This window comes from Streptomyces sp. QH1-20 (assembly GCF_041283565.1).
In the GTDB taxonomy this organism is placed as follows: Bacteria; Actinomycetota; Actinomycetes; order Streptomycetales; family Streptomycetaceae; genus Streptomyces; species Streptomyces syringius.
Genome location: NZ_CP166299.1, coordinates 6,133,548 through 6,146,579, shown reverse-complemented (window position 1 = coordinate 6,146,579; position 13,032 = coordinate 6,133,548). Strand labels below are relative to the sequence as shown.

Below are 13,032 nucleotides of genomic sequence, written 5' to 3'. Positions count from 1 at the left end.
GCTCGTCACGCCCACAGCCAGACGCGGCGGTTCCGGGCCACCGTGTGGATGCGGGCCACCCGGTCCGGATGCAGGACTCCGGCCGACGTGCCGAGCTCGGGGATCTCCCGCTCCCGCAGGACCCGTACGCCCTCCGGCGCGGTCGGCATTTCCACGCTCGTGGCTCCGACGACCACCAGCACCGGCCGTACCCGCACCGGGAAACCGCAGCCGCGGGAGAGCACCAGCGACGAGCGTGCCGCGTCCCGCCGCGCGTCGCGCAGGTGCGGGCGCGGCCGGCGCTCCCGGGCCACCCGGACCAGGGGGTCGTCGATCAGGACCCGCCGCTTGCGGGCGTGCCTCACCCCGACGCAGAAGACTCCGCCGGGGCCGATCAGCAGATGGGCGATGATCGCGTCGCCCGGCAGGACGATGGAGTGCACCACCTCCCAGCCGCCCGCCGTCAGCTCCTCCAGCGCCGTCCCGACGAGCTGCTCACCGGCCAGCGCCGTACGCCACTCGTCCTCCACGGGCCTGCGGCCCAGCAGCCGGGCGAGGGCGAGCCGGGTCCGGCCGGTGCCGGACGCGTCGAGCCGTGCGCGGAGTGTCTCCCCCGGGCGGTTCGGGGCGAGATCGTCGTCGGGCGGCAGGAACAGCCGCTCCGGATCGTAGTTCTTTCCGTCCCCGGTCCTCTTCGCGCCCGGCCGCTCGCGCACTCCTACCACCCCCATCCGCCATACTGCCGCAGAAGCGCGGGAACCAACCCAATTTCCCGCCCGTTGAACCGAGTGAGGCCCCGCGACGTCCCCCCGATCGCGGGGCCTCGCCAGTGCCCCCGGCCCCCGGGGGAGGGCCCTCGGCCTCGTCCGTGAGGCGCGCGGCGGCCCAGGCGCGCCGGCCCGACGGCCTCTGACGGGTGACTGGTCGGGCTTTCCCCTGAGCGCCGCGCCCTCGCCCCCTTACGGTGCGCCGCAGGATCATTCCCTTTCCCGAGAGCGGGATCATGCGACGTCGCCTCCTTCCGCCCCTTCATCGACCGGTGGGCAGCCTCCTGACCACCGCAGGCAGGCGTACACGTCGCCTCAGGCGGGCTGGAATCGCTTGCCTGTTCGCGCAGCCGACGGTGTGACAGCGGTTGCACTGATCGTGACGATTCTTACGAATGAGGGTGGGGCCACATGCCGCAGACGGTCCGAACGCTCCCGGGGCAGGTTCCGGTGGCCGGGCATGCCGCGCGATTGGCGTGGGACCCGCTGGGCTTCCTGGAGCGGCAGCGGGAGCGCGACCCGGTGGTCGGACTGCGGCTGGTGGGCCGTGACTGTTATCTGGTCACCGATGCGGAGGCGGCCCTGCGGGTGCTCGTCGTACAGCAGGAGTGTTTCGACAAGGGCGGCCCGTTCATGGACGCGGCCCGGCTCCTCGTCGGCAACGGCGTGATCACCTGCAATGCGGCGGATCACCGGATGCAGCGGCCGGTGATGAAGCCGGCGTTCCACCGGAGCCGGGTCGCCGGTTACGCGGACGTGATGCGGCAGTGTGTGCTGGAGGCGACCGCACCCTGGACAGCCGGACAGGTGTGCGATGTCAGCGCGGCGACCTACCGTATGGCCGCCCTGGTCGTCTCACGGACGCTGGTCGCCTCCCCTGCCGGGAAACAGGCTGCTGACGTGATGGCGGCGGCGCTCCCGCAGCTGCTGCGCGGCCTGCTGCCCCGCATGCTGATCCCTGTCGCATGGGTGCACCGCCTCCCCACCCGGGCGAACCGGCGTTTCGACCGGGCTCGGGCCCGCCTGGACGCCGCCATCACGGAGGTCATCGCCCAGTACCGGGCCGGAAGCGGGGACGAGCAGGATCTGCTGTCGCGGATCATGGCCGGGGACGAGGAGAGCGGCCACCGGCCGGATGACAGCGAAGTGCGCGACCAGATCATGTCGGTGCTCGCCGCCGGGGTGGAGACCACCGCCTCCCTGCTGGCGTGGACCTTCCACATCCTGGCCCGCAGCCCGGATGTGGAACAACGCCTGTGGGCCGAGCTCGACACCTCGTCGGGCGGCCGCCCGGTCACCTTCGACGATCTGACGGCTCTCCCCTACACCAAGCGCCTGCTGACCGAGGTGCTGCGCCTGTATCCGCCGACCTGGCTGCTCAGCCGCGTCGCCGTGAAGCGGACCGATGTGTGCGGGTTCGCGGTGCCCCAGGGAGCCGACATCATCATCAGCCCCTACGCCCTCCAGCGAAACCCCGACGTCTTCCCCGACCCCGCCGGCTTCGATCCCGACCGATGGCTGCCCGAACGCCTCACCTCCAGACAGCGCCAGTCCTTCCTCGCCTTCGGCGCCGGACGGCGGCGGTGCATGGGCGAGTTCTTCGGCATGACCCAAGCCACCCTGGCTCTGGCCACCGTCGCCGGCGACTGGCAGCTGCGCACTACCGGACCCGGCCCCCTCCGCCCGCTGCCCCGGTTCCTGCTCACGCCGGCCGGACAGCACCTTCAGCTGCACCCGCGCGTCCCTGGCGAGCAGGGATGACCGTACGGCCGGCCGGCCTGGAGCCGGAACCCCCCGGCCGGCCGCATGAGTACCCCAGCTTCGAGCTGCCGTCCTTTCCCAGGTTCCGCCCCGCCCTGTACCGCCCCGGCATCGAGACTCTCGAAGCCCGGTGCCGGGCCTGGCTCGCGCACTCCCTTCGCGACGCCCATGCCGACTGCCCCGAGGAGTTCGAGCAGTTCCTGGCCCAGCGCACCACCTTGTGGAATCTGCTGGTCTACGCCACCACGGACATCGAACGCGTCACGACGATCTGCCACTGGATCGACGTCCTGTTCAGCATCGACGATCTCTTTGCCCACGCCCCTGCCCAGCGTCTCGAACGCCTGGGTCTGGACCGGCTCCACACCGCCCTCGACGGCCGGCAAGCCCCGGGCCAGGCGCCCTACCCTCGCGTCCTGGCCATCCTGAGCCAGCAGCTCCGGCACGGCATGCCGCCCGCCTTGTGGGACCGCTTCTCCCACGAGATGAGCGGGTTCTTCGACGCCTGCCGCACCGAACGGCTCTGGCAGGACACCCGGACAGCCATCGACCTCACCGCTTACGAAGCGTCCCGCGGCAAAAGCATCGGCGAATGCTGCTTCCCGCTCCTGGAATACGGCCTGGGGACCGACCTCACCCGCACACTCACCCACCACCCCGAACTGGGCCGTCTGAACACCCTCGTGGCACGCCACTGGATCGGGGTCAACGACATCTTCTCCTATCGCAAGGAGCTCTACAGCGGCGACACCATGAACGAGATCACCCTCGCCCTCGCCGGCAACGGAGGCAACCTTCAAGCCGCGGTCGACCGCATCACACAGACCATCAGGCGAGCCGAGGACGAGTTCTGCGCCCTGAGCGAGTGCCTCCTGCGCTCCACCGCCAACCGGGATCCCGCCGTCGCCGGCTACGTGAAAGCCCTGCGGTGGATGATCGCCGGCAACCTCGAATGGTCCTGCATCACCACCCGTTACAACGGCTCCGACCACGTATGGAACGGCCACACGGACACCACCGTCATCCTCACACCGCACCGCACCCTCTACACCTCATCCCGGGAATCCGCCAAGGATCCGTCCGGTCTGTCATGTCCGTAGCCGAATCGACCGGGTGGATGCGTCGCCTCGCGTCCCGGCCATACGGCGTCCGCGGGGCACCCCTCTTCGGGCGCATTGCGACCGACACTGCTCCGTGGTGCTTTACAACATCAACTGCCGAACCAATTATCCCTTTTGTCGCATTGACGTGAAGGGATGACCAGTGAGAGCAGCAGCCCTGTACGGAATCCTCGGGTCCCTGGTTCTCACCGGGCTCACCACCCCAGCCGACGGCGTCGGCCACACCCTCCCGCCGGAGGGCCGGGCCGAGGCGCGCGGCGTGGCCCTCGCGGCCGAGCGGGCCGCCGCCAAGGGCATCGCGTTCGGCGCCTGCCCGGCCGTCGAACAGCTCTCGGAGTCGATCCGGTGCGGCACGGTCTCGGTACCGCTGGACTACGCCCGTCCCAACGGCAAGCACATCCGCCTCACGGTCAGCCGCTCGACCGCCACCGGCACCCCCGCCCAGCGTCAGGGCTCCCTGGTCTACAACCCCGGCGGGCCGGGCAGCTCCGGCATGTGGTTCCCGCTGCTCGCCGGTCTCGCGCAGTGGCACGCGACCGCCCGGGCCTACGACTTCGTCGGCTACGCGCCGCGCGGTGTCGCCCGCTCGGCGCCGCTGTCCTGCATGGACCCGAAGCGGTTCGCCAAGGCCCCCACCCTGGCACCCAAGCACCCCTCCGCCGCCTACAAGAGGAAGCGCGTCGCGCAGGCACGGGCGTACGCACGCTCGTGCGCCCGGAAGGCGGGCAGCGACCTCCAGCACTTCACGAGCCTCAACAACGCCCGTGACCTCGACGTGCTGCGCGCCGCGCTCGGCGAGAAGCGGCTCTCCTACATGGGGGCGTCGTACGGCACGTACTTCGGCGCGCTGTACGCCACGCTCTTCCCGGGGCACGTGCGCCGCATGGTCTTCGACAGCGTGGTCGACCCCCGCACCAGCCAGATCTGGTACCGCAACAACCTCGACCAGTCCGCCGCCTTCGAGACCCGCTGGGCGGACTGGCGGCGCTGGGCCGCCCGGCACGACGACGTCTACCACCTGGGCCGCACCTCCCGGCAGGTGCTGGCCTCGTACGACACCGCGCGGGCCCGGCTCGCCCGGCGCCCCGCGGGCGGGACGGTCGGGCCGGGGCAGTTGCAGTCGGCGTTCCTCAAGATGGGCTACGCCGACAGTTTCTGGGCGCGGGGGGCCAATGCCCTGTCCGCGTATCTGCGCGGCGACGACGAGCCGCTGCGCGTGCTCGCCGCGCCCGACCCCGAGGCAGCGCGGGCGGAGGAGAACAGCAACGCCGTCTACACCTCCGTCGAGTGCAACGACGCGCCCTGGCCGCGTTCCTGGGCGGTCTGGGACCGGGACAACACCCGGCTCGCCCGCCGCGCTCCCTTCGAGACCTGGGACAACGCCTGGCTGAACCTGCCGTGCGCGTTCTGGCGGGTGCACCAGCAGAAGCCGCTGCCGATCCGGGTGGCGAAGGGCGCGCTGCCGCCCACGCTGCTGCTGGCCGCGGAGCGGGACGCGGCCACGCCGTACCGGGGGGCGCTGGAACTCCAGCGCAGGCTGCCGGGCTCGGCGCTGGTCACCGAGCGCGGCGCGGGCACCCACGGCATCGCGGGCGGCCCGAACACGTGCGTGAACCGCCACACCGAGCGCTATCTGCTCACCGGCGCGGTACCCGGGCGCCGCGCGTACTGCGCGGCACGCCCGGAGCCCCGACCGACGAGCGGCACGACACGGACCTGACGGCCCGCAGCCGGGCTACGCCAGACCCGCGACCAGCTCCGAGACGGCCTTGCGGCGCCCCGTGTAGAAGGGCACCTCTTCACGGACGTGCATACGGGCCTCCGACGCACGCAGGTGACGCATGAGGTCGACGATGCGGTACAGCTCGTCGGCCTCGAAGGCGAGGATCCACTCGTAGTCGCCGAGCGAGAAGGAGGCGACGGTGTTGGCGCGCACGTCCGGGTAGCCGCGCGCCATCTTGCCGTGGTCCGCGAGCATGCGGCGGCGGTCCTCGTCGGGCAGCAGGTACCAGTCGTAGCTGCGCACGAAGGGGTAGACGCTGACGTAGTCGCGCGGCGTCTCGTCCGCGAGGAACGCCGGGATGTGCGACTTGTTGAACTCGGCGGGGCGGTGCAGCGCCATGTTCGACCACACCGGCTCCAGCGCGCGGCCGAGCTTCGTGCGGCGGAAGAGGTTGTACGCGTCCTGGAGGGCGTCCGAGGTCTCCGAGTGCCACCAGATCATCACATCGGCATCGGCCCGCAGACCCGACAGGTCGTACGTACCGCGCACGGTGACGTCCTTCTCGGCGAGCTGCGCGAACAGCTCCTCCACCTCGTCGGCGTAGCCCGCCCGGTCCTGGGGCAGGACGTCACGCAGCTTGAACACCGACCAGAGGGTGTAGCGGATGACCTCGTTGAGGTCCTTGGCCTTCTTGCCGGCGTTCGGGGTCTTCTGAGGGGCGTCAGTCATGTCCCTATTCTCCCCTGCGGCCTTCGGCGCCCGCCGCCAGGGTCCGCAGGACCTCGTCGGCGGCCCGGTGACCGCTGGAGACGCAGGCCGGGATGCCCACACCGTCGTAGGCGGCACCGCAGACCCGCAGGCCGGGCAGGCCCGCGACGTGCTCGCGGATACGGGCGACCCGGTCCAGATGTCCCACCGGGTACTGCGGCAGCCCGCCGTGCCAGCGGGTGACACGGCTGTCGACCGGAGTCGCCGCGAGGCCCACCGCGTCCCCGAGGTCCTTGAGCGACATCGATACCAGCTCGGAATCCTCGCGCTCCAGATCCTCCTCGTCGCCGAACCGCCCGATCGAGGTACGCAGGACGAAGAGATCCGGGTCGGCGTCCGCGTTCCACTGCCATTTGTTGCTGGAGAAGGTGGACGCCTTGATCTTGCGGCCGTCGACGGGCGGCACGAGGAAGCCACTGCCGTGCGCGATCCCTTCCACGGCCGGGCGGCGGAAGGCCAGGGTGACCAGGGCCATGGAGGCGTACTCGACGGCGGCCAGCTCGGCGGCGGCCGGCCGGCACACGGGCCCGAGCAGGCGGGCCGCGTCGTGCGTGGGGGTGGCGAGGACGACGGCGTCCGCCGTGAGCGTCCCCGCCTCCAGCTCGATCCGCCAGCCGTCGGCCCCGCGCGTCACCGCCACCACCGGCGTGTCGAGACGGATCTCCCCGCCCGCCGCGCGCACGGCGTCCGCGACGGCGAGGGGCAGCCGCCCGATGCCACCGGCGATGCCCATGAAGACCGGCCGGTCCGCGCCGGCCCCGGTCCGCGCGGGACCACCGTCGCCGACCTCCCGGCCCGCTCCGCCGTGTCCGGCCGCGTCGCCCTGCTCCCGGGCGGCCTGCGCCTGGACGGCCCGTACGCCTTCGGCCAGCGAACGATGGGTGCGCGCCGCCTCGAAGAGCTTCGGGACGGCCGCCCGCATCGAGATCCGGTAGGCGTCGCCCGCGTAGACGCCGCCCAGGAGCGGCTCGACCAGCCGGTCCACGACCTCGCGGCCCATCCGCTCCGCCACATAGGCACCGACGGCGACGTCCTCACCGGTCTCCGTGTGCGGCAGCTCCTCGTCCCGGGCGATCCGGGCGAGGCCCTCGTCGGAGAGCACCCCGGAGGCGGCCAGCGGGGCGAGCACGCCGGGCACGCCCATCAGATGCCCCTTGGGCATGGGCCGCAGACCGCCGCGCGTCCACAGCGCCGCCGTCGTGGCGGCCGGCGGCTGGAGCCGGTCGGCGAGGCCGACCGCGCGGGCCAGGTCGACGGCCTCCGGCCGCCGCGCCAGCATCGACTCGGCCCCGAGGTCCACCGGCACGCCCGCGATCTCGCCCGCCAGGAGCTTGCCGCCGAGCCGGCCCGACGCCTCCAGGACCGTGACCCTCGCGCCGCCCCGCGACAGCCGGTGGGCCGCCGCCAGCCCCGAGATCCCGCCACCGATGACGACCACATGCCTCGTACGCGTGTCCACTGCGCTCATGGGGCCCACTCTCTCAGACCCCGCCGCGCCTCCCCGGGGACCCCCGGGGCCCGCGCGCACCTCCATTGACAGGGCCCGGCGGCCCACCGAGACTCGTCACCGGCCGATCATGAACGGGCGTTCACCGGGCGAACACGTGCGGTGGCGCGCGTGGACACGACGTCGACCGCCGACCGCCCGACCGCTGATGGAGAAGCCATGAACGACCGCATCCGCGACGTCTACATCGTCGACGCCGTCCGCACCCCCGTCGGCAAGTACGGCGGCGCCCTGGCCGCCGTCCGCCCCGACGACCTCGCCGCGCACGTCGTACGGGCCCTGGTCCAGCGGACTCCCGACCTCGATCCGGCCAGGATCGACGACGTCGTCCTCGGCAACGCCAACGGCGCCGGGGAGGAGAACCGCAACGTCGCGCGGATGGCCGTGCTGCTCGCGGGGCTGCCGGTGACCGTGCCCGGCGCGACCGTCAACCGGCTGTGCGCCTCCGGTCTGGAGGCGGTCGTGCAGGCGTACCGCGCCATCGCCCTCGGCGACGCCTCCGTGGTCGTCGCGGGCGGCGTCGAGTCGATGAGCCGCGCCCCCTGGGTCATGCCCAAGCCCGAGCGGGCCTTCCCGGTCGGCGACCAGCGGATGTACTCGACGACCCTCGGCTGGCGGATGACCAATCCGGCCATGGAGCCGCGGTGGACGACCTCGCTCGGCGAGGGCGCCGAACTGATCGCGGACCGGCACGGCATCACCCGGGAGCAGCAGGACGCGTTCGCGTTCGCCAGCCACGAGAAGGCGGCGCGGGCGTGGAAGGAGGGCGCGTACGACGCCGAGGTCGTGCCGCTGCCCGGCGTCGAACTGCCGCGGGACGAGACCATCCGCGATGCCACCTCCCCCGAGGCGCTGGCGCGGCTGAAGCCGGTCTTCCGTACGGAGGGCGGGACGGTCACCGCGGGCAATTCCTCGCCGCTGAACGACGGTGCCGCCGCGCTGCTGCTCGTGGACGAGGAGGGGCTGCGGCTGACCGGCCGCGAGCCGCTGGCCCGGGTGCGTGCCTCGGCCGTCACCGGCATCGAGCCGGATCTGTTCGGCCTCGGCCCGGTCGAGGCGGTACGGCGGGCGCTGGCCAGGGCGGGCCGCGGCTTCGGCGACGTGACCCACTTCGAGCTCAATGAGGCCTTCGCCGCCCAGGCGTTGGGCTGTTTCGCGGAGTGGCCGGATCTCGACCCCGGCGTCGTCAACGCCCGGGGCGGGGCGATCGCGATCGGCCACCCGCTGGGCTGCTCCGGCGCCCGGCTGGCCGGGTCGGTCGCCCACCAGCTCGCGGCGGCGGGCTCCGGTACGGGGCTGGCGGCGCTGTGCATCGGGGTCGGGCAGGGACAGGCGCTGGTCCTCGAACGCTGACCGGAGGCGCGGCGCCGCCGAACTGGCCGGGAACCTCCGGGAGACGGGCGCGCGTGGATCACGGCCCGCGCGCCGGGGTAGGTCCTGGCCATGGCAGCCACCGAACCGTTAGCGCAGGACACCGGCCGTGATGTCGCGGACTTCGCCGAGGTCACGGCCGACGAGGGGGCGGCGGGCACCGTCCCGCCGTACCTCGGCCGTCCCGAGCGCCATCCCCTGCAGCGGCCCGTCCCGCTCGTCCTCGATCCCGACGCCGTCGAACTGCGCGCGCCCGTCTTCGGCACGGCCGATGTGAGTCCGCTCGACGCCGATCTGACGGTCGGCCACCGCGGGGAGCCGCTGGGTGAGCGGATCACCGTGGGCGGGCGGGTCCTGGACGGCCGGGGGCACCCGGTACGCGGGCAGTTGGTGGAGCTGTGGCAGGCCAACGCCGCCGGCCGCTATGTCCACCGGCTGGACCGGCACGCCGCGCCGCTGGATGCGAACTTCACGGGTGCGGGCCGGTGCCTCACCGACGACGACGGCCGCTACCGCTTCACCACCATCCGGCCCGGCGCCTACCCCGATGTCACCCGTCACAACGCCTGGCGCCCCTCCCATCTGCATTTCTCCCTCTTCGGTACCGCGTTCACCCAGCGCCTGGTGACCCAGATGTACTTCCCCGGGGACCCGCTGCTGCCCTACGACTCGATCTGGACCTCCGTCCGCGACACGACCACCCGCCGGCGCCTGGTCGCCGCCTACGACCCGGGGCTGAACGAACCCGGGCGGTCCCTGGGCTACCGGTGGGACATCGTCCTGGACGGTCCGGACGCCACCTGGGCCGAGGAGGGCCGCTGAATGTCCCTGCCCGCCACCCCCGCGCAGACCATCGGCCCCTTCCACGGCACCGCCCTGCCCTTACCCGGCGGCGGCGAGGCGGCCCCCGTCGGACACCCGGACACGATCACCGTGCACGGATACGTCCGCGACGGCGACGGGGCGCCCGTGCCCGAGGCGCTGCTGGAGTTCTGGCAGGCCGCCCCGGACGGTTCGCTCGTGGGCGCACCCGGCAGTCTGCGGCGCGACGGTGCCGTCTTCACGGGTTTCGCGCGTGTCGTCACCCGCGACGACGGCCACTACGCGCTGCGCACCCTGCCGCCCGGCGGGGCGCCCCATCTCGCGCTGTGTCTCCTCGCGCCGGGCCTGACGCGTCATCTGTTCACCCGGGTCTACCTGGCCTTCCCCGAGCACGACCCCCTGATCGACGCCCTGCCGCCCGCCCGGCGCGCCACCTTGCTGGCCACGCCGGAGGCGGGCGGCCACCGCACGTACCGCTTCGACATCCGGCTCCGGGGCGGCGCCGAAACGGTCTTCCTCGCCTTCCCCGGCCGGGGCGGACGGCCCGGTCCCCCGTAGCTTGGGGCGTGACGGACCGGACGGACGGCGAGAGGACGGAACGCGATGGCTGCGACGCGACTGGTGATCGTCGGAGGGGACGCGGCGGGCATGTCCGCGGCCTCGCAGGCGCGCAGGCTCAAGGGCCCGGACGAACTGGAGATCACGGCGTTCGAGCGGGGTCACTTCACCTCGTACTCGGCGTGCGGCATCCCGTACTGGGCGGGCGGCGTGGTCGACGGGCCGGACGCGCTCATCGCCCGCGCCCCCGAGGAGCACCGCCGGCGCGGCATCGATCTGCGGACGCGTACGGAGGTGACGGAGCTGGACGTGGCCGGGCAGCGGGTGCGGGCGCGCGATCTGGAGTCCGGCACGGAGCGCTGGCACGGTTTCGACCGGCTGGTGCTGGCCACGGGCGCCCGGCCGGTCCGCCCGCCGATCGAGGGCATCGACGCGCGCGGGGTGTACGGGGTGCAGACCCTGGACGACGGCCGGGCGCTGGTCGACGGGCTGGCGAAGCTCGACCCGGCGGGCCCGCGCCGCGCGGTCGTGATCGGCGCCGGGTACATCGGGGTGGAGATGGCGGAGGCGCTGAGCCTGCGCGGCTTCGAGGTGACGGTCGTCGAGCGTGCCGAGCAACCGATGGCCACCCTGGATCCGGACATGGGCGCCCTGGTCCGGGAGGCGATGTCCGGCATGGGCATCGAGGTGGTGACGGGGACCGAGGTCACCTCGATCGTCACCGGCCCGACGGGCCCCGACGACCCGGAAGGCACGGTCACGGCGGTGGCAGCCGGGGAGCGGCGGTTCCCGGCCGAGGTCGTGGTGCTGGGGCTGGGGGTGCGCCCCGAGACGTCGCTGGCCGAGGCGGCGGGGCTGCCGCTGGGCGAGTCGGGCGGTCTGCTGACGGATCAGGCGATGCGGGTGCGCGGCCAGGAGAACATCTGGGCGGGAGGTGACTGCGTGGAGGTCTGGGACCTGGTGGCCGGCCGCTCCCGGCACATCGCGCTGGGCACGCACGCCAACAAGCACGGTCAGGTGATCGGGGCGAACATCGGCGGCGGCTACGCCACGTTCCCGGGCGTGGTCGGCACGGCCGTGAGCAAGGTGTGCGACCTGGAGATCGCCCGTACGGGCCTGCTGGAGGCCCAGGCCACGGCGGCCGGGCTGCGGTTCGTGACCGTCACCGTGGAGTCGACGAGCCGCGCCGGGTACTACCCGGGCGCGCGCCCGATGACGGTGAAGATGCTCGCCGAGCACCGCACGGGCAGGCTGCTCGGCGTGCAGATCGTCGGCCGGGAGGGCGCGGCGAAACGGGTGGACGTCGCGGCGGTGGCGCTGACGGCCCGTATGACGGTGGAGCAGATGACGGCGCTGGACCTGGGCTACGCCCCGCCGTTCTCCCCGGTGTGGGACCCGGTGCTCGTCGCGGCACGCAAGGCCGCGGAGGCGGTGCGGAAGGCCGGCGCCTAGTCCGTGTCCGGCCGCTCTTGGACGGCGGCTCACCCGCCGTTTCGTCCTCGAACGCCGACCCGGGCTGGTTGTGGCTGAGCTCAGCCACAACCAGCCCGGGTCGGCCGTCGGCCGGACCGGCCGGCCAGGCCCTAGCGGGCCGTCTGCTCGTGGACGTACGCGACCAGGCGGGTCAGCGCGTCCGGGTCGGTGGTGGGCAGCACGCCGTGGCCGAGGTTGAAGACGTGGCCCTCCAGCTTCGCCGCCGCGTCCAGGACCTCGCGGGCCTTGGTCTCGACGGCCTCGTGGCCGGCGAAGAGGACGGCCGGGTCGAGGTTGCCCTGGAGCGCCTTGCCGGGGCCGACACGGCGCGCGGCCTCGTCCATGGGGATGCGCCAGTCGACGCCGACGACGTCCGCGCCGGCCTCGCCCATGAGGCCGAGGAGCTCGCCGGTGCCGACGCCGAAGTGGATGCGCGGCACGCCGTAGTCGGCGACGGCGTCGAAGACCTTGGCCGAGGCGGGCATGACGGAGCGGCGGTAGTCGGCCGGGGCCAGGGCGCCGACCCAGGAGTCGAAGAGCTGCACGGCCGAGGCGCCCGCCTCGATCTGCACCTTCAGGAAGGCGGCGGTGATGTCCGCCAGGCGGTCGAGGAGGTCGGCCCACAGCTCGGGGTCGCCGTACATGAGCGCCTTGGTGTGCTCGTGGTTGCGCGACGGGCCGCCCTCGACGAGGTAGCTGGCCAGCGTGAAGGGGGCCCCGGCGAAGCCGATGAGCGGGGTGGTGCCCAGCTCGGCGGTGAGCATGCCGATGGCCTCGGTCACGTACGGCACGTCGTCCGCGTCGAGCGGGCGCAGCCGCTCGAGGTCGGCGCGGCTGCGGATCGGCTGTGCCACGACCGGGCCGACGCCGGGCTTGATGTCGAGGTCGATGCCGATGGCCTTGAGCGGGACGACGATGTCGCTGAAGAAGATCGCGGCGTCGACGTTGTGGCGGCGCACGGGCTGGAGGGTGATCTCGGTGACGAGGTCGGGGCGCATGCAGGACTCCAGCATGGCGGTGCCCTCGCGGACCTTGCGGTACTCGGGAAGGGAGCGTCCCGCCTGCCGCATGAACCAGACCGGGGTATGCGGTACGGGTTCGCGTCGGCACGCCCGCAGGAACGCCGAGTCGTGCGCCGCGGTGCGGCCGGTCTGAAGCTGGCTGCGCTCACTCATGCCCCAA

Annotated in this window: 11 protein-coding genes; 7 read left to right on the top strand and 4 right to left on the bottom strand. The window is 73.0% G+C overall.

The annotated features are described in order from the left end of the window. Positions 1-5 precede the first annotated feature (5 nt). Positions 6-695, bottom strand: coding sequence for a nuclease-related domain-containing protein (locus AB8O64_RS27850; protein WP_370422018.1), 690 nt, complete (start codon positions 693-695; stop codon positions 6-8). A gap of 462 nt (positions 696-1,157) precedes the next feature. On the opposite strand from AB8O64_RS27850, the gene AB8O64_RS27845 reads away from it, so the two are divergent. The 3 genes from AB8O64_RS27845 to AB8O64_RS27835 all read left to right on the top strand — a co-directional run bounded on the left by AB8O64_RS27845 (position 1,158) and on the right by AB8O64_RS27835 (position 5,348). Then, on the top strand, positions 1,158-2,507 hold the full coding sequence (locus AB8O64_RS27845; protein ID WP_370422016.1) for a cytochrome P450: 1,350 nt from the start codon (positions 1,158-1,160) through the stop codon (positions 2,505-2,507). Beyond that, on the top strand, positions 2,504-3,607 hold the full coding sequence (locus AB8O64_RS27840) for a hypothetical protein (RefSeq protein ID WP_370422014.1): 1,104 nt from the start codon (positions 2,504-2,506) through the stop codon (positions 3,605-3,607). Before AB8O64_RS27845 ends, AB8O64_RS27840 begins: the two co-directional genes overlap by 4 nt. 163 nt (positions 3,608-3,770) lie before the next feature. After that, positions 3,771-5,348 carry an alpha/beta hydrolase gene (locus AB8O64_RS27835; protein WP_370422013.1) on the top strand — a complete coding sequence of 526 codons (1,578 nt, stop codon included), beginning with the start codon at positions 3,771-3,773 and terminating at the stop codon, positions 5,346-5,348. 15 nt (positions 5,349-5,363) lie between these two features. Here the strand turns inward: AB8O64_RS27835 and hemQ are convergent, their stop codons facing one another. Together hemQ and hemG are read right to left on the bottom strand one after the other, a co-directional pair. Further along, the gene (gene hemQ, locus AB8O64_RS27830; RefSeq protein WP_356456949.1) at positions 5,364-6,080 is read right to left on the bottom strand and encodes a hydrogen peroxide-dependent heme synthase; all 717 of its coding nucleotides are present in this window, start codon (positions 6,078-6,080) and stop codon (positions 5,364-5,366) included. Between the two features lie 4 nt (positions 6,081-6,084). After that, a complete protein-coding gene (gene hemG, locus AB8O64_RS27825; protein WP_370422011.1) occupies positions 6,085-7,587 on the bottom strand; it encodes a protoporphyrinogen oxidase in 1,503 nt (500 codons plus the stop codon). Positions 7,588-7,785: 198 nt separating this feature from the next. Here hemG and AB8O64_RS27820 point away from each other — a divergent pair, with 198 nt between their 5' ends. The 4 genes from AB8O64_RS27820 to AB8O64_RS27805 all read left to right on the top strand — a co-directional run bounded on the left by AB8O64_RS27820 (position 7,786) and on the right by AB8O64_RS27805 (position 11,829). Further along, entirely contained in the window at positions 7,786-8,979 is a 1,194-nt protein-coding gene (locus AB8O64_RS27820) for an acetyl-CoA C-acyltransferase (RefSeq protein WP_370422010.1), read from the top strand. 90 nt (positions 8,980-9,069) lie between these two features. Then, the gene (pcaH, locus tag AB8O64_RS27815; RefSeq protein ID WP_370422008.1) at positions 9,070-9,819 is read left to right on the top strand and encodes a protocatechuate 3,4-dioxygenase subunit beta; all 750 of its coding nucleotides are present in this window, start codon (positions 9,070-9,072) and stop codon (positions 9,817-9,819) included. Continuing rightward, the gene (pcaG, locus tag AB8O64_RS27810) at positions 9,820-10,377 is read left to right on the top strand and encodes a protocatechuate 3,4-dioxygenase subunit alpha (protein WP_370422007.1); all 558 of its coding nucleotides are present in this window, start codon (positions 9,820-9,822) and stop codon (positions 10,375-10,377) included. 45 nt (positions 10,378-10,422) lie between these two features. Beyond that, the gene (locus AB8O64_RS27805; protein ID WP_370422005.1) at positions 10,423-11,829 is read left to right on the top strand and encodes an FAD-dependent oxidoreductase; all 1,407 of its coding nucleotides are present in this window, start codon (positions 10,423-10,425) and stop codon (positions 11,827-11,829) included. 131 nt (positions 11,830-11,960) lie between these two features. Here the strand turns inward: AB8O64_RS27805 and hemE are convergent, their stop codons facing one another. Beyond that, a complete protein-coding gene (hemE, locus tag AB8O64_RS27800; RefSeq protein WP_365214355.1) occupies positions 11,961-13,025 on the bottom strand; it encodes a uroporphyrinogen decarboxylase in 1,065 nt (354 codons plus the stop codon). Positions 13,026-13,032: the final 7 nt, after the last annotated feature.

What these genes read in the sequence shown, in the direction of transcription:
- AB8O64_RS27845 (WP_370422016.1), top strand. Translation starts at nt 1,158, where the DNA reads ATGCCGCAGACGGTCCGAACGCTCCCGGGGCAGGTTCCGGTGGCCGGG.
- AB8O64_RS27840 (WP_370422014.1), top strand. Translation starts at nt 2,504, where the DNA reads ATGACCGTACGGCCGGCCGGCCTGGAGCCGGAACCCCCCGGCCGGCCG.
- hemQ (WP_356456949.1), bottom strand. Translation starts at nt 6,080, where the DNA reads ATGACTGACGCCCCTCAGAAGACCCCGAACGCCGGCAAGAAGGCCAAG.
- hemG (WP_370422011.1), bottom strand. Translation starts at nt 7,587, where the DNA reads ATGAGCGCAGTGGACACGCGTACGAGGCATGTGGTCGTCATCGGTGGC.
- AB8O64_RS27820 (WP_370422010.1), top strand. Translation starts at nt 7,786, where the DNA reads ATGAACGACCGCATCCGCGACGTCTACATCGTCGACGCCGTCCGCACC.
- pcaH (WP_370422008.1), top strand. Translation starts at nt 9,070, where the DNA reads ATGGCAGCCACCGAACCGTTAGCGCAGGACACCGGCCGTGATGTCGCG.
- pcaG (WP_370422007.1), top strand. Translation starts at nt 9,820, where the DNA reads ATGTCCCTGCCCGCCACCCCCGCGCAGACCATCGGCCCCTTCCACGGC.
- AB8O64_RS27805 (WP_370422005.1), top strand. Translation starts at nt 10,423, where the DNA reads ATGGCTGCGACGCGACTGGTGATCGTCGGAGGGGACGCGGCGGGCATG.
- hemE (WP_365214355.1), bottom strand. Translation starts at nt 13,025, where the DNA reads ATGAGTGAGCGCAGCCAGCTTCAGACCGGCCGCACCGCGGCGCACGAC.